17 protein-coding genes are annotated in these 18,728 nt (G+C 59.6%); 8 read left to right on the top strand and 9 right to left on the bottom strand.

The annotated features are described in order from the left end of the window. Positions 1–21: 21 nt before the first annotated feature. Positions 22–2,631 (bottom strand): bifunctional aconitate hydratase 2/2-methylisocitrate dehydratase, encoded by a 2,610-nt coding sequence (acnB, locus tag AC1DVF_RS15300; RefSeq protein WP_093437081.1) that lies wholly within the window; start codon positions 2,629–2,631, stop codon positions 22–24. A gap of 468 nt (positions 2,632–3,099) precedes the next feature. Between acnB and AC1DVF_RS15305 the strand changes: the two genes are divergently transcribed. Next, positions 3,100–3,570: a DUF1289 domain-containing protein gene (locus tag AC1DVF_RS15305; protein ID WP_064117650.1), complete on the top strand. Its 471-nt coding sequence runs from the start codon at positions 3,100–3,102 to the stop codon at positions 3,568–3,570. Positions 3,571–3,730: 160 nt separating this feature from the next. On the opposite strand, the gene AC1DVF_RS15310 is transcribed toward AC1DVF_RS15305, so the two are convergent. Continuing rightward, positions 3,731–4,594, bottom strand: a complete 864-nt coding sequence (locus AC1DVF_RS15310) for a universal stress protein (RefSeq protein ID WP_093437084.1) — start codon at positions 4,592–4,594, stop codon at positions 3,731–3,733. A 159-nt stretch (positions 4,595–4,753) separates the two neighbouring features. On the opposite strand from AC1DVF_RS15310, the gene AC1DVF_RS15315 reads away from it, so the two are divergent. From AC1DVF_RS15315 to AC1DVF_RS15325, 3 genes are all read left to right on the top strand, one after another. Further along, positions 4,754–5,365: a MiaE family protein gene (locus tag AC1DVF_RS15315; RefSeq protein ID WP_093437087.1), complete on the top strand. Its 612-nt coding sequence runs from the start codon at positions 4,754–4,756 to the stop codon at positions 5,363–5,365. Positions 5,366–5,497: 132 nt separating this feature from the next. Next, the gene (locus AC1DVF_RS15320) at positions 5,498–6,205 is read left to right on the top strand and encodes a winged helix-turn-helix domain-containing protein (RefSeq protein ID WP_093437091.1); all 708 of its coding nucleotides are present in this window, start codon (positions 5,498–5,500) and stop codon (positions 6,203–6,205) included. Then, entirely contained in the window at positions 6,206–7,492 is a 1,287-nt protein-coding gene (locus AC1DVF_RS15325; protein WP_460090519.1) for an ATP-binding protein, read from the top strand. Between the two features lie 185 nt (positions 7,493–7,677). Here AC1DVF_RS15325 and AC1DVF_RS15330 read toward each other — a convergent pair whose 3' ends face one another. Continuing rightward, positions 7,678–8,166, bottom strand: a complete 489-nt coding sequence (locus AC1DVF_RS15330; protein ID WP_477782715.1) for a GFA family protein — start codon at positions 8,164–8,166, stop codon at positions 7,678–7,680. A gap of 138 nt (positions 8,167–8,304) precedes the next feature. Between AC1DVF_RS15330 and glsB the strand changes: the two genes are divergently transcribed. Both glsB and AC1DVF_RS15340 read left to right on the top strand, forming a co-directional pair. Beyond that, a complete protein-coding gene (glsB, locus tag AC1DVF_RS15335; RefSeq protein ID WP_007911001.1) occupies positions 8,305–9,213 on the top strand; it encodes a glutaminase B in 909 nt (302 codons plus the stop codon). A gap of 189 nt (positions 9,214–9,402) precedes the next feature. After that, the gene (locus AC1DVF_RS15340) at positions 9,403–10,905 is read left to right on the top strand and encodes an aldehyde dehydrogenase family protein (RefSeq protein ID WP_477782716.1); all 1,503 of its coding nucleotides are present in this window, start codon (positions 9,403–9,405) and stop codon (positions 10,903–10,905) included. A gap of 122 nt (positions 10,906–11,027) precedes the next feature. Here the strand turns inward: AC1DVF_RS15340 and AC1DVF_RS15345 are convergent, their stop codons facing one another. The 3 genes from AC1DVF_RS15345 to cynS all read right to left on the bottom strand — a co-directional run bounded on the left by AC1DVF_RS15345 (position 11,028) and on the right by cynS (position 12,484). Next, positions 11,028–11,687: a carbonic anhydrase gene (locus tag AC1DVF_RS15345; protein ID WP_460128037.1), complete on the bottom strand. Its 660-nt coding sequence runs from the start codon at positions 11,685–11,687 to the stop codon at positions 11,028–11,030. 12 nt (positions 11,688–11,699) lie between these two features. Then, positions 11,700–11,936 (bottom strand): DUF2790 domain-containing protein, encoded by a 237-nt coding sequence (locus AC1DVF_RS15350; protein ID WP_093437110.1) that lies wholly within the window; start codon positions 11,934–11,936, stop codon positions 11,700–11,702. An 80-nt stretch (positions 11,937–12,016) separates the two neighbouring features. Further along, complete coding sequence (gene cynS, locus AC1DVF_RS15355; RefSeq protein WP_093437115.1) at positions 12,017–12,484, bottom strand: cyanase; 468 nt, start codon at positions 12,482–12,484, stop codon at positions 12,017–12,019. Between the two features lie 120 nt (positions 12,485–12,604). Here cynS and cynR point away from each other — a divergent pair, with 120 nt between their 5' ends. Then, entirely contained in the window at positions 12,605–13,492 is an 888-nt protein-coding gene (gene cynR, locus AC1DVF_RS15360; RefSeq protein ID WP_477782717.1) for a transcriptional regulator CynR, read from the top strand. A 257-nt stretch (positions 13,493–13,749) separates the two neighbouring features. Here the strand turns inward: cynR and AC1DVF_RS15365 are convergent, their stop codons facing one another. From AC1DVF_RS15365 to AC1DVF_RS15375, 3 genes are all read right to left on the bottom strand, one after another. Further along, positions 13,750–14,079 (bottom strand): hypothetical protein, encoded by a 330-nt coding sequence (locus AC1DVF_RS15365; RefSeq protein ID WP_093437124.1) that lies wholly within the window; start codon positions 14,077–14,079, stop codon positions 13,750–13,752. Positions 14,080–14,589: 510 nt separating this feature from the next. Beyond that, positions 14,590–15,093, bottom strand: a complete 504-nt coding sequence (locus tag AC1DVF_RS15370) for a GNAT family N-acetyltransferase (protein WP_477782718.1) — start codon at positions 15,091–15,093, stop codon at positions 14,590–14,592. A 48-nt stretch (positions 15,094–15,141) separates the two neighbouring features. Next, positions 15,142–17,085: a DNA topoisomerase III gene (locus tag AC1DVF_RS15375; protein WP_477782719.1), complete on the bottom strand. Its 1,944-nt coding sequence runs from the start codon at positions 17,083–17,085 to the stop codon at positions 15,142–15,144. Between the two features lie 277 nt (positions 17,086–17,362). Between AC1DVF_RS15375 and AC1DVF_RS15380 the strand changes: the two genes are divergently transcribed. Further along, positions 17,363–18,728: serralysin family metalloprotease (locus AC1DVF_RS15380; RefSeq protein WP_477782720.1), on the top strand; the 1,366-nt coding region annotated here is incomplete at its 3' end.

Below are 18,728 nucleotides of genomic sequence, written 5' to 3' on the forward strand. Positions count from 1 at the left end.
GTTTTTCAGTGCGTTGTAACGTTAGGCTTGAACGACCGGGATATTGGCGTTCGCAGCAGCTTCACGGAACTCGGCGATCTGGTCGAAGGACAGGTAGCGGTAGATATCAGCCGCCATGCTGTCGATCTTGCCAGCGTATTCCATGTACTCCTCGACGGTCGGCAGGCGACCCAGGATCGAAGCCACGGACGCCAGCTCGGCCGAAGCCAGGTAGACGTTCGCGCCGTCGCCCAGACGGTTCGGGAAGTTACGGGTCGAAGTCGAGACCACGGTGCTGTTCGGCTCAACGCGTGCCTGGTTACCCATGCACAGCGAGCAGCCTGGCATTTCCATGCGTGCGCCAGCCTTGCCGTAGATGCCGTAGTAGCCTTCTTCGGTCAGTTGGTGAGCGTCCATTTTGGTCGGCGGCGACAGCCACAGACGGGTTGGCAGCTGACCCTTGACCTGATCCAGCAGTTTACCGGCAGCGCGGAAGTGACCGATGTTGGTCATGCACGAACCGATGAACACTTCGTCGATCTTCTCGCCAGCAACGCTGGACAGCAGACGGGCGTCGTCCGGATCGTTCGGCGCGCACAGTACCGGCTCGTTGATGTCGGCCAGGTCGATTTCGATGACTTCGGCGTATTCGGCGTCGGCATCGGCTTCCATCAGTTCCGGGTTGGCAACCCAGGCTTCCATCGCTTGGGCGCGACGTTCCAGGGTACGCGCATCGCCGTAGCCTTCGCCGATCATCCAGCGCAGCAGGGTGATGTTGGAGTTCAGGTACTCGGTGATCGACTCTTTCGACAGCTTGATGGTGCAACCGGCAGCCGAACGTTCGGCCGAGGCGTCGGACAGTTCGAACGCCTGCTCCAGGGTCAGACCTTCCAGACCTTCGATTTCCAGGATGCGGCCGGAGAAGGCGTTTTTCTTGCCTTTCTTCTCGACGGTCAGCAGACCGTTCTGGATGGCGAAGTAAGGAATGGCATGAACCAGGTCACGCAGGGTGATGCCAGGTTTCATTTTGCCTTTGAAGCGCACCAGGATCGATTCCGGCATGTCCAGCGGCATAACGCCGGTGGCTGCGGCAAACGCAACCAGACCGGAACCGGCCGGGAACGAGATGCCCATCGGGAAACGGGTGTGCGAGTCACCACCGGTACCCACGGTGTCTGGCAGCAGCATGCGGTTCAGCCACGAGTGGATGATGCCGTCGCCCGGACGCAGGGAAACGCCGCCGCGGGTCATGATGAAGTCAGGCAGGGTGTGGTGGGTGGTCACGTCGATCGGCTTTGGATACGCCGCGGTGTGGCAGAAGGACTGCATCACCAGGTCAGCGGAGAAGCCCAGGCACGCCAGGTCTTTCAGTTCGTCACGGGTCATTGGACCGGTGGTGTCCTGAGAACCCACGGTGGTCATCTTCGGTTCGCAGTAGGTGCCAGGACGGATGCCTTTGCCTTCTGCCAGACCGCAAGCCTTGCCGACCATTTTCTGCGCCAGGGTGTAACCCTTGGTGCTTTCGATCGGTGCATCAGGTTTCTTGAACAGATCGAACGGTGGCAGACCCAGTTCGGCGCGAGCCTTCTCGGTCAGGCCACGGCCGATGATCAGCGGGATACGGCCGCCGGCACGGACTTCGTCCAACAGCACCGGAGTCTTCATTTCGAAGGTGGTCAGGACTTCGTCGGTGCCGTGTTTGCAGACTTTGCCAGCATGCGGGTACAGGTCGATCACGTCGCCCATGTTCATGTTGGAAACGTCGAACTCGATTGGCAGTGCGCCGGCATCTTCCATGGTGTTGTAGAAGATCGGAGCGATTTTGCTGCCGAAGCAGAAACCGCCAGCACGCTTGTTCGGCACGTAAGGAACGTCGTCGCCGAAGAACCACAGCACCGAGTTGGTGGCCGATTTACGCGACGAACCGGTACCGACCACGTCACCGACGTAGGCGATCGGGAAGCCTTGACCGCGCATTTCTTCGATCTGCTTCATCGGGCCAATAGCGCCCTGCTGATCAGGAACGATGCCGTCGCGGGCCATTTTCAGCATGGCCAGGGCGTGCAGCGGGATGTCTGGACGCGACCAGGCATCAGGAGCAGGGGAGAGGTCGTCGGTGTTGGTTTCGCCGGTTACCTTGAACACGCGCAGGCTGATCTTGTCGGCCAGGGTCGGACGGTTTTTGAACCACTCGCCGTCAGCCCAGGATTGCAGCACGGCTTTAGCGTGAGCGTTACCGTTCTTGGCTTTTTCCGCGACGTCGTGGAACGCATCGAACATCAGCAGGGTGTGCTTGAGTTGCGCGGCAGCGACTGGCGCCAGCTCGGCGTCGTCCAGCAGGTCAACCAGAGTGACGATGTTGTAGCCGCCCTGCATGGTGCCGAGCAGTTCTACAGCGCGTTTTTTGTCCAGCAGAGGGGAGGAAACTTCGCCCTTGGCCAGTGCAGACAGGAAGCCGGCTTTGACATAGGCCGCTTCGTCCACGCCTGGTGGAATGCGATTGGTGATCAGGTCAACGAGAAATTCTTCTTCGCCAGCCGGAGGGTTTTTCAGCAGCTCGACCAGGCCTGCTGTTTGTTCGGCGTTAAGCGGCTGGGGAACGATACCCAGGGCTGCACGCTCTTCGATATGTTTGCGGTAGGCTTCAAGCACAGTTATTACCCTCATCAGTGGTCCCAAATGGGTGTCCGGGACGCTCATCCCGAAATTGCCGTACTCATGCTCCTCACGACGTTGTGGGTCGTTCGGCCAGAATTACCGGCAATTCCTTACAGAAGCTGCTTTCAAAGTTTTACGCCTGCAGAACGGGGAGCTGATGAGGGTTGGCGCTGGATTTTTCCCCGCTGGAAAAATCCCTCGCCAACACCGCTCTGAAGGAACGACTGTGCTCGTGACGCTTTGAAAACAGCTTCTAACGGACATTGGCGCCTTAAAAGGCTGGCTGATTCTACGGCAAAAAAAATTTAAAGGTAAGTCGGGCTCTATTGGACTTTCGTGGCAATGCGCGTGGCCAGGGCAAACGCCGCGCGTGGCTGTGACCCTGAAGTTTGAGGGGTGATCAATGCCCGACAAAGGGCTAACATGCCGACCTGTTCCGCGTTTCAGTGTTTTACCTACCTTATGCCCAATCAGACCATCAAGACCCCCTGCGTCGGCCTCTGCTCCACTGTTTACGGTGATCTGGTGTGCCGTGGCTGCAAGCGTTTCCACCACGAAGTGATCCACTGGAATGGCTACAACGAGGAAGAAAAACGTGCGGTGTGGTTGCGTCTGGAGCAATTGCTGTCACAAGTGATGGCGGCGAAGGTCGAGATTTTCGATTCGGCGCGCCTGCGCGAGCAACTGGAACAGCGCAAGATCCGCTTCGTGCCGCATCAGTCGGAATATTGCTGGGCGTATCAGCTGATTGCCCGTGGGGCGCGGGTGATCATTAATCTGGAAGCGTACGGGATGGTGTTGCTGCCGGAGTTTCGCGACTGGAACCTGCCGGAATTGCGCGATGCCATTGATCGGGAATTCTTCCTGCTGTCGGAAGCGCATTATCAGCGCTACATCGCCCCCGGATTCCTCAAAGACGCCTTTGGCGCCTGAAAGCTTCGCGAGCAAGCTCGCTCCCACACTTGGAATGCGTTTTTCTGTAGGAGTGAGCCTGCTTGCGATAGCGGTCTGTCAGTCAACACTGTTGTCGTATGACACACCGCCATCGCGAGCAGGCTCACTCCTACAGGGATCGCATTTCAATTTGAGCTGTTTAGTGCTTCACCGCCAACTCCACCAGGTGATCCTCAACCTCCTGCGGCTTGAGCACCAGCACATCACTCTCCAGTTCATCCAAAACCACTTCAGCCGTATTGCCAATCAGCGCCCCTGACAACCCGGTCCGCGCCACCGTGCCAATCACGGTCACCGCCGCTTGCAGCTTGTGCGCCATGAACGGAATCAACACGTCCGCCGGGCCTTCCTCGATGTGCAGATGCTCATCATCGACATCGAATTCCGCCTGAAACGCTCGACATTGCTCGCGGTAACGCGCCTCGATGGTTTCGCTCAGTTGCAGCGTCGGGTCTGCAGCCGACAGCATCGGTGATGGATGCGCAGCGATCACATGCAGATGCGCCTTGGCCAGGCTGGCGATGTCGTAGCCATGATCAATGATCGTCGTGTGCAAATGCCGATGTTCACCATCGGCATTGCCCACGTCCACGGCTGCCAGAATCACCTTGTCCTTCCACGAACCGGCGGTTTTCACCAGCAGCACCGGGGTAGGGCAGTGGCGCAGGAGCTTCCAGTCCGCCGGGGTCAGCAGGGCCTTTTTCAGTGAGCTGTCGGGGAAATGCTGCTTGATCACCAAACCGCAGCCCTCGGCCTGCTGCACCTCGATGATGGTTTCATGCAGGCTCTCGTTCCACGCCTGTTCGGTGGTCACGCTGTAGCCGTCGGCGATCAGCGCGGCTTTGAGTACGCCAAGCATGCCGGCGTGGTCGTGCTTCTTGTCGCACACCAGCAGGTGCAGATGGGCCTGGGTCACGCCGGCGATCAATTTGGCGCGCTTGAGCGCCAGGCTTTCTGAATGTTCGGGTTCAATGACCACCAGAATGCTGCGAATGGCTTGCATGAGCGGAGTCTCCAGCAAAGAAAAGGCACGGCGTTGCACAACTATAGTTGCTGTCCGATCGTGCGCGACTTGATGCATATCAACGCCAGCCGCTGGTGGTCTGCGGACAGGCCGGTATAATCGGCGCCCTTCGCTCGAACACCTTTTACCGTGAGCCCCATGATCCTTCCCGAAATCCACGAATTCCTTGGCTGCCGCACCCCCGACGCCTGGGTTCAGGCAGCACTGGCCGATCAGGAAACCCTGCTGATCGACCACAAGAACTGTGAGTTCAAGGCTGCCAGCACCGCCCTGAGCCTGATTGCCAAGTACCATTCCCACGTCGACCTGATCAATATGATGTCGCGTCTGGCCCGGGAAGAACTGGTGCACCACGAGCAGGTCATGCGCATCATGAAACGGCGCAAGATCGAACTGCGCCAGCTCCACGCCGGTCGTTACGCCTCGGGCTTGCGCAAGGTGGTGCGCAGCCACGAGCCGGTGAAACTGGTGGATACGCTGGTGGTCGGCGCGTTTATCGAAGCACGCAGTTGCGAGCGTTTCGAAGCACTGGTGCCGCATCTGGACGAAGAACTCGGCAAGTTCTACTTTGGCCTGCTGAAAAGTGAGGCGCGGCATTTTCAGGGTTATCTGAAACTGGCCTATCAGTACGGCGATGCGAAGGATATTGCTCAGGTCATCGACAAGGTCCGCGCCGCCGAGCAGGAACTGATCGAGTCGCCGGACGAAGAATTCCGCTTCCACAGCGGTGTGCCTGCACAAGATTGTTAAAAACTCTTAAGAGTATGAAACATCACTGAAAACCGGCCCCAGCGGCCGGTTTTTGCTGCCTGAAGCAAACGCCTTCATCGCGATTGCCGCCATAATGCCGACCACTTCACACATGGGCGGCAGACGGTCGTTATGGATAACCTGGGTTTTGGCAAACTCCTGCTGGTGGAAGACGATGAGCGCCTCGCCGCGCTGATCGCCCACTTTCTCGAACAACACGGCTACGAGGTGCGCACGGTGCATCGCGGTGATCTGGCCGTGGCTGCCTTTCTCGAATTCAAACCGAAAGTCGTGGTGCTCGACCTGATGTTGCCGGGGCAGAGCGGTCTGCACGTGTGCCGGGAGATTCGCAGCGTGTCGGACACACCGATCGTGATTCTGACGGCCAAGGAAGATGACCTCGACCATATCCTCGGTCTGGAGTCCGGCGCCGATGACTACGTGATCAAACCGATCAAGCCACCGGTATTGCTGGCCCGGCTGCGAGCGCTGCAGCGGCGGCAGGTGCCGGACAGCAATGTGGTGAGTTTTATGGAGTTCGGTCAGTTGAGCGTCGACCGCAGTTGCCGTGAGGTGCGGCTGGCGGGCGAGGTCATCGAAATGACCACCATGGAATTCGAGCTGCTGTGGTTGCTGGCCAGCGCGGCCGGCAAAGTGCTGTCGCGGGATGACATTCTCAATCGCATGCGCGGGATTGCCTTCGACGGGCTCAATCGCAGCGTCGATGTGTACATCAGCAAATTGCGCAACAAGCTCAAAGACAATCCCCGCGAGCCGATGTGTATCAAGACCGTGTGGGGCAAGGGTTATCTGTTCAATCCGTTCGCGTGGGAGCTGTAGATGCTGCGGTTATTTCTCGGGCTGTTTCTGGTCATGACGTTGGGTCTGGTGCTGGCCTTGCAGACGGTCGAGCGCACTTTTGATGCCTTGCTCGATTATCAGATGCAGGACTACAACCGTGAGGCCGTGCGCGGCCAAGCCTGGACGTTGGGCCAGCAGTTGCGCGACCTCGACGGCCCGGCCCGGGAACAACAGCTGGAAACGATCCGCCCGCATTACGGTTTGGGGCTGACGCTGGTCGACGCCTCTGAACTGGCCCTGAGCGACGAGGAAAAAGCCGAGCTGGCCAAAGGGCTGTTGGTGATCCGCGACAAGTACACCCAGTACATTTCTGCGATTGACGAGGGGCCGCAGTTGCTCAGCATCCGCTTGCCGGCCGAGCCGAGCCTGATGCCGTTCTACATCGCCGCTGCCTACCTGATGATCGCCGTGCTGATCGGCATCGTGCTGTTTTTCTGGGTACGTCCGCACTGGCGTGATCTGGAGAAACTGCGCCTGGCCGCCGAGCGTTTCGGCGATAACGACCTGTCGGTGCGCATTCAATTGTCGAAACGCTCGAACATTCGCGATCTGGCCGAACACTTCAATCTGATGGCGGCGCGCATCGAAGGGCTGATCGCCAATCAGCGTGAGCTGACCAATGCCGTGTCTCACGAACTGCGCACGCCGATCGCACGGCTGTCGTTTGAACTCGACCAGCTCAAGCAACAGCCGGACGCCAGTCAGAACCGCGAGCTGATCGCCGACATGTACGCCGACCTTGGTGAACTGGAGGAGATGGTGTCCGAGCTGCTGACCTACGCCAGCCTTGAGCGCGGCGCAACGGTGATCAAGCGCGAAAACATCCAGGCTGCCAATTGGCTTGATAGCGTGGTTGGCAGCGTGGCGCTGGAGGCCGAAGCGGCGGGGGTGCAGTTGCTGATCGCGGATTGCCGGATCGACACGGTGCGCATCGAACCGCGATTCATGGCGCGGGCGGTGATCAATCTGCTGCGCAACGCGATTCGTTATGCCGAGCAGCGCGTGGAGGTGACGCTGGAACGCACGGGCGATTATTACCAGGTGCGGGTCAACGACGACGGGCCGGGGGTGCCGGTGCACGGACGGGAGAAGATCTTTGAGCCGTTTTCGCGGCTGGATGCCAGTCGCGATCGCCGTACCGGCGGATTTGGTTTGGGCCTGGCGCTGGTGCGGCGGGTCTCGCAGTCCCATGGCGGACAGGTTGAGGTGGGTGATTCGCCTTGGGGTGGGGCGTCGTTCCGGATGACCTGGGCGCATCTGGATTAAATGCGCTGCCCTGTGCCGGCCCCTTCGCGAGCAGGCTCGCTCCCACATTGGATTTGTGAACGCCAGAGATCATTGTGGGAGCGAGCTTGCTCGCGAAGGGGTCAGTCCAATCGGCATTTTTGCTACTGCCCCACCGCTATCGCGAGCAGGCTCACTCCTACAGGGGGGAGCCTGGAGTTACGCGTTCAGCGGGTCAAACCGAGGCGTTCATGCCACTGGGCAATGGATTCTTCGGGGTAGACGTCGAACTGTTTGTCTTTCGCTTTAACGTCGATTTCCACCCACGGTGCTTTCGAGCCGAGCATCAAATGCGTGTGCTCCGGCGGCACCGGCAACGGCGTGTCGATGGCCGAGGCAAACGGGTGGATCAGTTGCGGCCATTCAGGGCTGAACAGCCATAGGCCGCTACCGCACAATGAACAGAAATGCCGCTCGGCCGTGCTGCGATGGGCGCGCTGGTCGCCTTCGTCTTTCATCTTCGCGTGGTAAATGCTGATGTGTTTGCGCCCGCGCACCTTGAGGCTGGTCGCGTCGCCGCCAAGGTTGATCGCATAACCGCCACCGCCCTGAGTCTTGCGACAGATCGAGCAATAGCAGCGTTGATAAGGGTAGGGATGGGTGCTGGTGAGGCTGAATGTGACCTCGCCACAATGGCAGGAGCCTTCGAGTTGCATGGTTGCTCTCCCGTTTTTGGATGTGCGGTTGAGCCTAGAACATTCACCACGATGGCGGCCGGTGTGATTCGACGGGCGGGCGCAGCGTCTAGCCCCAGTGTCCCCGCAATCCCATGGGGCGAGACTTCGGAACCCGGCATGCAAGCGCTGTTGAACGAGATTCTTGACGCTGTCCGCCCGTTGATCGGGCAGGGCAAGGTGGCTGACTACATTCCTGCCCTCGGCACCGTGCCGGCCAATCAGCTGGGCATCGCCGTGTACGGCAACGACGGCGAGATGTATTGCGCCGGTGACGCCGAGACGCCGTTCTCGGTGCAGAGCATTTCCAAGGTGTTCAGCCTGGTGCAGGCGATCGATCATTCCGGCGAAGCGATCTGGGAACGCCTCGGTCACGAGCCGTCCGGGCAGCCGTTCAACTCGCTGGTGCAGCTGGAATTCGAGCGCGGCCGGCCGCGCAATCCGTTCATCAATGCCGGTGCGCTGGTGATCTGCGACATCAACCAGTCACGCTTTGCCGCACCGACCCTGTCGATGCGTGACTTCGTCCGGCGCCTGTCAGGCAATCCGCAGATCATGATCGACGGCAAAGTCGCCGACTCCGAATATCAACACCGCGCGCGCAATGCGGCGATGGCGTACCTGATGCAGTCGTTCGGCAACTTCCACAACGACGTCGAAGCGGTGCTGCGCAGCTATTTCAGCCACTGCGCGTTGCGGATGAACTGCATTGATCTGGCGCGGGCGTTCTGCTTTCTGGCCAACGACGGTTTCTGCAAACACAGCGGCGAACAGATCCTTACGCGTCGGCAGACCCAGCAGGTCAACTCGATCATGGCCACCAGCGGGCTGTATGACGAAGCGGGCAACTTCGCTTATCGCGTTGGCTTGCCGGGCAAGAGTGGCGTCGGCGGCGGGATTGTTGCGGTGGTGCCGGGGCAGTTCACGGTGTGCGTGTGGTCGCCGGAGTTGAATGCCGCCGGGAACTCGCTGGCGGGCATGGCGGCGTTGGAGATGCTTAGCGCGCGGATTGGCTGGTCAGTCTTCTGACCCGATCACACAAACACCACAAAACCTTGTGGGAGCGAACTTGCTCGCGAAGGCGTCAGGTCAGCCAACATTGATGTATCAGATCCACCGCTTTCGCGAGCAAGCTCGCTCCCACAGGGTTAGCGGTTGCTTTGGAGGATTGTGTTCCTATACATTTTCCGGCCGCTCCCTGCATGGTGAATCCGCTTCATGTCTCTTGCGCTCGAACGTCTAGTCGCTGGCACGCCGATCCCTTTCGCTGGTAACCGCGTCACCGTGGTCAGCCCCGAACTGGCCGCGCGCTTTCAGCCCGGAGACCATCTGCTGGTGGAGCAGGTCAGTGGCGAGTTGCTGTTGATTCCCGTGGCGGATCAGCAAGCTGCGTCGGTAGCGATCGAGCGCGCGGCAGCGGCATTCACGGCGTTGTCGGCGGTGTCCGATGAGGCCATCAGCCAGTTTTTCGACCTGTTTGCGCAACGTCTGGAAACCCCTGCGTGCTGGGCTCACATCGAAACCGCCAACCGCGCGGACATCGAACGGGCCAAGGCGCGCGGTCGTTCCACCACCCGATTGCTCGCCGATGAGCGCATGCGTGGCGACATGATCGCCGGCCTGCGCGCCTGGCGGGATGCCGCAGCCACGCGCGGCAAAGTCATCAGCAGCGTTGAGCATGATGGCTGGAAGGTCGAGCAAGTGGTTTCGCCGTTGGGCATCGTCGCGTTTGTCTTTGAAGGCCGGCCGAACGTGTTCGCCGACGCGGCCGGTGTCTTGCGCACTGGCAACACCGCCGTTTTGCGCATTGGCAGCGATGCGTTGGGCACCGCGCAGGCCATCGTCACTCATGCGTTGAACCCGGCGCTGGCCGATGCTGGTCTGCCGGCCGGTGCGGTGTCGTTGGTGGAAAGCGTCAATCATGCCGCCGGTTGGGCGATGTTCGCTGACCGGCGTTTGTCGCTGGCGGTGGCGCGCGGTTCGGGTCGTGCGGTCAGTCAGTTGGGCAGTATCGCCCAGCAGGCTGGCACCGCTGTCAGCCTGCACGGCACGGGGGGCGCGTGGTTGATTGCCGATCGTGATGCGGATGCCCAACGTTTCGCCGCCGTGGTGCGCAACTCGCTGGATCGCAAAGTCTGCAATACGTTGAACGTCTGCCTGATCCAGCGTGATCGCGCGGCGGAACTGGTGCCGTTGTTTCTTGAGGCATTGCAACAGGCCGGCACCGCGCGTGGCCAGGGCTGCAAACTGCACATCGTCGAAGGCAGCGAAAGTTGCTTGCCGAGCGAGTGGCAGAACGCGACGGTCGAGGTCTATCGCGCCGAGGGTTACCAGACCGAAGCACTGGCCGAACCCTTGGCGGAATCGGCGTTGGGCCGCGAGTGGGAATGGGAAGAAACCCCGGAAGTCAGCCTGATGATCGTTGACGATCTGGATCAGGCGATTGCGCTGTTCAACCGCTACAGCCCGCAGTTCACTGTGTCGTTGATCAGTGAGGATGCGCAGGTTCAGGAGCGTTTTTACAACGCGGTGAATGCGCCGTTCGTGGGCAACGGCATTACCCGTTGGGTCGATGGGCAGTACGCGCTCAACAAACCAGAGTTGGGGCTTTCGAACTGGGAGAGTGGGCGCTTGTTTGCGCGCAGTGCGATTCTTTCGGGGGATGGCGTGTTTACTGTTCGTAGCCGGATGACCCAGATCGATCTCACAATAAAACGCTGATCCCGTGGTCTGTGATCGTTCCTATGCTCCTGCGTGGGAACGCAGCCCGTGACGCTCCGCGTCACTGGACGCAGAGCGTCCCCGGAGGCATTCCCACGCAGAGCGTGGGAACGATCAGTTGCTCAGGCGGCGTGCGTACTTTGTGCATGGATCGCGCAAGTCGCTGGTTGCTCGGCCAGCGGCACAAACGTGCGGCGGTCGGCGGACAGCGCATCGATCGAACCGGTCTCAATGTCATACACCCAGCCATGCAGATTCAGCAGGCCTTTTTCCTGAGCCAGACGCACACTTGGGTGGGTCTGGATATTCGCCAGTTGCGCGATCACGTTTTCGCGCACCATCGAACTCAATTTCGCCGCGTCATTGGCATGCGGTCGTGATTCGTTAACCACTTTCGCCGACTCGGCATGCTGCAGCCAGCCGCTGACGGCGGGCAGGTGATCCATGCATTTGCACTGGGCGATCGCCGTCATCGCACCGCAGTCCGAATGGCCGCAGATCACAATGTCGGTCACGCCGAGCACCGCCACCGCGTATTCCACCGTCGCCGAAACCCCGCCCGGATGCGGGCTGTAGGACGGCACAATATTGCCGGCATTACGGATGACGAACAGCTCGCCGGGCTCTTGTTGGGTCAGCAGTTCCGGCACTACACGGCTGTCGGAACAGGTGATGAACAACGTGCCGGGCTGTTGCGTGGTCGCCAGGTGTTTGAACAGTTCGGTACGTTGCGGAAACGCTTCGTTCTGGAATTTCAGGAAGCCATCAATCAGGTTTTTCATGGTGTTGTCCTCTCAGTTCGAGCAACCGCTGCCGAATTCGCTGTATTGAAGAATGTGCTTGCCGCCGTGGCTGTCCAGATACGTCATCTCGACCGGCACCACGCCACACACATCGGCGACCGGAGTAATGTTCAGCACTTGGGCGATATCCAGTTGCATGCCGTAGCGATAGGCGACGGCTTCGTCAGCGGCAGATGCCTGGACGGAAAAGCCGCCGAGCAGGGCCAGGATCAGTAGAATTTTTTGCATGGGGCAGCCTCCAGACGCAGTGGTGACGGGTAACCATTTGGGGTGGGTTGGCCCGCACGCAGGGTGCGGGCCGGTGCGGATCAGAACGGACGCAAGGGCAGGAACTTGCCGTCGAGGGTGACCACCGCGCGGGAGCCGCCTTCCGGGTCTTCGACTTTCTTGATGTCGAGCTTGAAGTTGATCGCGCTGATGATGCCGTCGCCGAACTGCTCGTGAACCAGGGCTTTGAGGGTGGTGCCGTAGATCTGGATCATTTCGTGGAAGCGGTAGATGGTCGGGTCGGTCGGCACACCGCTGAGGCTGCCACGCAGCGGGATGATCTGCATCGCCGCGACGTCTTCCGCGCTCAGTTCCAGCTTGTCACCGACCACTTGGGCGGCGTTTTCCGGCAGCGGGTGCTGACCGAGCAGGGCAGCGGTGACGTACGCCAGGCTCAGGCCGGTGTCATCGGCGAGATCCTGCCACGACAGATCTTTGCGTGCCTTGGCGTCGAGAATGCGGGTGGTCAGGGCCAGGCTGGTGTCGTTGTAGGCGTGGGACTGTTGCATGGTGTCACTCCTTTCAGGGGTTGGCTTGCTGTGTGGGAGTGATCTTCTGCCGATTCATCCATAGCGTCCAAGACCGATATACAATGCTTCGCATAAGTCCTGCCTATAGATGGTGTTGCCATGCTGCTGCGACATTTGCGTTACCTGCTGGCCGTTGCCGATCACGGCGGCTTTACCCGTGCCGCCGAGGCGTTGCATGTTTCACAGCCGACCCTGTCGCAGCAGATTCGCCAACTGGAAGAGACACTGGGGGTCAATCTGTTTGATCGCACCTCGCGGACGGTGAAACCCACCGATGCTGGCGAGGCCTACATCGAATGCGCGCGACGGGTGCTGGTGGAGCTGGAGGCGGGTAAGCGCGCGTTGCATGACGTGAAGGATTTGTCTCGCGGGACCTTGCGCCTGGCGATGACGCCGACGTTCATGGCGTACCTGGTCGGGCCGTTGGTGCGCGATTTTGCTGCGCGCTATCCGGGGATTCATTTACAGATTTTCGAGCTGTCGATGGACGACATCGAGGCGGGGCTGGCAGATGACTCGCTGGATATTGCGATTGCGTTTACGCCGGTACGCAGCGCCGATATCGAATGCATTCCGGCGTTTACCGAAACGCTGGGGATTATGGTGGGGCGTGAGCATCCTTTGTATGACAGCCACGCAGTACTGACGCCGGAAGATATTGCTTCACTGGATTTCGCCTTGTTGGCGCCGGACTTCATTACGCGGTTATCGGTGGATGAGTATTTTCGTCAGCATGGGATTACGCCGCAGGTGCGGATCGAGGTGAATTCGGTGAGTACGTTGCTGGAAGTGGTGCGTCATTCGCCGCTGGCGACGATGTTGCCGCAGGCCATTGCGACGGAGGATCGGGCATTGCGCCGGTTGCGCGTGGAGAGCGAGGCGCCGCAGCGTGGAGCGGCGTTGTTGCGGCGGCGCAATAATTATCACAGTGCGGCGGCGGTGGCGTTTGCTGAAATGGTGTTGGGCTGGGGGATGCCCTCACCCTAACCCTCTCCCAAGGGGAGAGGGGACTGACCGAGAGATGTTGGAGTAATACGCCGACCTGAAAGTGTTTTGCTGAATCCATAATCAACTCGGTGTGTCCGGTTGACGGATGATTTTATACAACTCGATCGGCTCCCTCTCCCTCGGGAGAGGGCTGGGGTGAGGGGCCACAACTCCAGTCACGCCAAATCAATGCAAGCGAACAAAAAAAGGCCTGCTTCCTTTAAGGAAGCAGGCCTTTCAATTATTTAATGACTAACTCAGCAGAACCGATCAATCACCCGAACTTCATTCTTATTCTGCATCGAATCCCACGCCTGTTTCAGCGTTTGCAGAACATTACCGATGAAGTCCTTGTCGGCCGCGGCTTTCTTGCCAACATAACCGTGGCCGCGGCGGTACATCTTCAGGCGGGCCAGCAGGTTCTGATGGTTGCGGTCGAACTCGTCTTCGTCAGCATGGGTCGCCAGGCAGTCGATATGCACCTGACCCGACTTGCTGATCCAGAGAATATGGCTGTCATGGCTGTCTTTCTGCGCAGCGAACATACGAGCCAGTTCTTCGATAGTAGGTTGATTGTTCAGATTCATGATATTGCCCCTTGACCAGTCTGGTGATCTTTCAAAGTTGATTCGCTAATACAGGTAGCCCATCGGTTAGTTGATCCCTGGCACCGAAACCAGGACGTCAGCGCTCGCCCGTGTGAAGTACGGGGTCGTGCATCTGTTGCATGTAGTCGTGTTGAATAACTGCTACGCAATAGCGTCACAACGAGGAGAAGCAGCGAAAACCGGGAGGCTCCTTGACGACATTTACAGTGTCGACCACAAGCGTCTTGAGAATTTTCGCCAGCGCTTCTCGTCCTTGTACTGGACGTTCAGGCCAGGTCAGCTTCTTCAATCTGCCTTGTGGGCAGCGTGTATCCGGAAAAAACAACTCGGCGGTCAGACGAGTTTGCTCAAGCGTGTTACCGATGTTCCCGATCGGGGAACGTCTTCATCATGCAAAAGCAAAACGACGCCGTCAACGGTTTTGTAGTGATTATTTTTGTTCACTACATATTGTCGGGCAAAGCTGTTTTGGAATGAGAAAGAATCCGTTCAGGCGACGGAAAAAGGCGTATTCAGCACGTAGAAAGTGCACGGATAACCGTCCACTTCGCGCTGCTGGCGGGTGAAATCGCCGCCGCTCAATTGCGGGATGAGCCCAGCCCAGAAGCGTTGTGCCGGCAGGTTGGCGTCGATATGGAAAATCTGCCACTGACCGGGGATCTGGCTCAAGAGGGCAGAGACGACAAACTGCGCGACGCCTTGGCCACGAAAGCGTCGGGCGATGAAGAAATAGCCGATGTTGTGTTCGGCCCCGGCGATGTGGATTTCGTTATCGACGGTCACGAAACCGGCGAGTTCGCCATCGACGCGAATCAGGAACGGTTGTGTGGCCGGATGGCGCCAGTAGTCGATTTTCGGCTGGATCGAGAAAAAGCCGTGCTCGGCGAGCTTCAGCGGCAGCCATTCGCTGAAGTCGTACATGTAGAACTGCATGAGGTTTTCGATGATATCCAGCTCATCGCGCTGAGCGGGGTGCAGTTCGATATTGGTCATGCGCCGGGTTCCTGAAAGTGCTGAGCCTTGCAGAAACACTAGCGGGTTTTATTTGCCTGACGGTTTCGCTGTGCGTTTTGTCGTACCCGTGGGTTTGCTGCGGGTCGATTTGCGTTTTTTCTTCCACGGGGCCGCCGCTTTACCGGCTGGTGGCGGGCCGCTGATGGTCAGGCTGAGACTGGAACAGCGCGTCACCTGTTTGCTCATCCACGCCGCCTGTTTGGTGACGAACTCTTCCAGACTCATTTCGCCACTTTGCACCATGTCCAGCGCCTGCTCCCAGATGGCTGTGGTGCCGGGGTCGGCAATTGCGCGGGGCACCGCGTCGATCAGGCTGAACGCCGCCGGGGTAGCGGCGAGGGCCTTGCCGTTTTTCACCAGATAGCCCCGGTCAAGCAAGCCCTGAATGATCGATGCGCGGGTCGCTTCTGTGCCGATCCCGGTGGTGTCCTTGAGCTTCTGTTTGAGCAGCGGATCTTCCACCAGTTTGGCGACGTTTTTCATCGCCTTGATCAGATCGCCTTCGGTGTAGGGTTTGGGCGGTTGCGTCCACAGATCCTTGAACTTGACGTCAGCCACCGCGCACTCAACGCCTTGCGTAAGTGCCGGCAAGGTTTGCGGCGCGGGCGCCTCGCGGCCCTTGGCCGCTGCCAGTGCTTCGGGCAATGCGCGTTTCCAGCCCGGTTCAATGATTTGTTTGCCGACTGCGCGCAACGCTTCACCGGCGCAATCGAAATCGGCCTGGGTGCGATCGTATTCGTGATTGGGCAGGAACTGCGCCAGATAGCGTGCGCGGATCAGCGTGTAGACCGCGCGGTGTTTGCCGGTCAGGCGCTCTAGATTCTTCGCTGCAGCGGTGGGAATGATGCCGTGGTGCGCGCTGACCTTGGCGTCGTTCCACGCGCGGGATTTGCGTTGCGGCTCCAGAAACCCGTTGAGCGCCTCAAGGCCCGGATCGGCCTGACGCAACGCGGCGAGAATCCCCGGCGCCTCGCTGTGCTGGCTCAGCGGCAAATAACCGCAATCACTGCGCGGATAGGTGATGACTTTGTAGGTTTCGTAGAGGGCCTGGGCGATGTCGAGGGTTTCCTGCGCGCCGAGGCCGAGTTTCTTCGAGCAGACTTCCTGCAAGGTGCCGAGATCGAAGGGCAGGGGCGCCACTTCACGCATGCGCTCGGTTCTCAGCTTGACCACCCGGGCACTGGCAGCGCTGCCGATCGCAGCCGCCGCTTGCTGGGCAAACGCCTGATTCAGGCAGCGATCCTGATCGTCACAGGCATCCGACGGCGCACGCCACTGCGCAGTAAACGGTATGCCGTTATGCAGCAGATCGACATCAATCGCCCAGAACGGCACTGGCACGAAATCGGCGATGCTGCGGTCGCGATCCACCACCAGGCGCAAGGTCGGCGTCTGCACCCGGCCCACCGGCAACACGCCCTGATAACCCGATTGCCGACCCAGCAGCGTGAACAGCCGGCTCATGTTCATGCCGATCAGCCAGTCTGCCCGCGAGCGGCCCAGCGCCGAGTGATACAGGCTGAAGGTTTCGGCCCCCGGCTTCAGTGCAGCCAGGGCTTTGCGGATCGAAGCTTCGTCCAGCGCCGACAGCCACAAACGCCGGATCGGCCCGCGATAGCGACAGTGCTCGACCAGTTCGCGGGCGATCATCTCGCCCTCACGGTCGGCGTCGGTGGCGATGATCAGCTCGCTGGCCTCGCCGAGCAGGCGTTTGACCGCTTTGTACTGGCTGGCGGTGCGCGGCTTGACGGTCATTTTCCACTTGTCCGGAATGATCGGCAGATCGGCCAGGACCCAGCGTTTGTAACGGGCGTCGTAGGCATCCGGCGGGGCGGTTTCGAGCAAGTGGCCGATGCACCAGGTCACCGTGACGTCTGTTCCCAGCCAGCAACCGTCGCCCCGACGCCTGGCGCCGAGCACGGCCGCAATGTCTTTGGCCTGAGAAGGTTTTTCACAGAGGTACAACCGCATAAACACCCACGTCGATCAAGGTCCGCACAGGTGCACAGAATGGCCGGACTTGGCGTCAGCGGCAACTTTTATCTGTATGGATATACAGATAAAAAGCATTGCAGCACATGACGGGTAATACAGGGACGCAGCCCGGGCTATCGAGAAATTGATTAGCGCACGGTTTGCGCCTGTGTCAGGTTTTTCGCCGATGCAAACACGCGAGTGACAGGACGATCTCGCCAGAAGATCGCCGTGGTCTGTCGACACTGACTACTCAGAAACAAGGAAGTCCACCATGGCTCAAGCCAAATCCAAAACCACCAGCGCCTTCGACCAGGTCGATGCGTTCAGCCACCTGTATGACCGTGGCGTCGGCCTGGTCAACGGCAAACCCTCATTCACTGCCGATCAGGCCGCTGATGAAATCCTGCGTAAAGGCCTGTCGTGGGGCGACAAGAATGCTGATGGCAAGATCGACCTCAGCTACAGCTTTCTGACCGACAAACCGGCGAATTACAACGTCAATCTGGGCAACTTCAGCGAGTTCAGCGCCCAGCAAAAAGCCCAGGCCGTGCTGGCCATGCAATCCTGGGCCGACGTCGCCAACGTCACCTTTAGCGAAGGCAAGGGCGGCGATGGCCACATGACGTTTGGCAACTACGACGTCAGCACCGGTGGTGCGGCTTTCGCTTACCTGCCCAGCGGCGGTGGCTATGACGGCCAGTCGTGGTACTTGATCAACAATCAGTATCAGGTCAACAAAACCCCGGACACCAACAACTACGGGCGCCAGACCCTGACCCACGAGATCGGCCATACCCTCGGCCTGTCGCATCCGGGCGCCTACAACGCTGGCAACGGCAACCCGACCTATAACGACGCCAAGTACGCCGAAGACACCCGTGGCTACAGCCTGATGAGCTACTGGAGCGAAGCCAACACCGATCAGAATTTCAGCAAGGACGGCAGCGGCGCGTACGCCTCGGCACCGTTGCTCGACGATATTGTCGCGGTGCAAAAACTGTATGGAGCCAACTACGCGACCCGTGCCGATGACACCACGTACGGTTTCAATTCCACTGCCGAGCGCGATTTTTACAGCGCTACTTCGGCGTCCTCCAAAGTGGTGTTCTCGGTGTGGGACGGCGGCGGCAACGATACGCTGGACTTCTCCGGCTTCAGTCAGAACCAGAAGATCAACCTCAATGAAGGTTCGTTCTCCGATGTGGGTGGCTTGGTCGGCAACGTTTCCGTTGCTTACGGTGTGACCGTGGAGAATGCGCTGGGCGGTTCGGGCAATGACCTGCTGATGGGTAATGCGGCCGCCAACGATCTGGTCGGCGGTGCCGGCAACGACATCCTCTATGGTGGTGGCGGTGGGGACACCTTATGGGGTGGAGAGGGGGCAGACACCTTCGTGTTCGGCGCTGCCAGCGATTCGACCATGACTGCGCCGGACTGGATCATGGATTTCACCAGCGGTCTGGACAAGATCGACCTGTCGGGCATCGCCGGTTTCGCCACGGGCGCGGCATCGCTGAATTTTGTCAGTGGCTTCACCGGGCATGCGGGTGATGCGATTCTGACTTACTTTGCCCAGACCAATCAGACCAGTTTGATGGTTGACATGACGGGGCAGGGGGCGGTGGACTTTGCTGTGG

This window comes from Pseudomonas sp. P4_D7 (assembly GCF_056401755.1).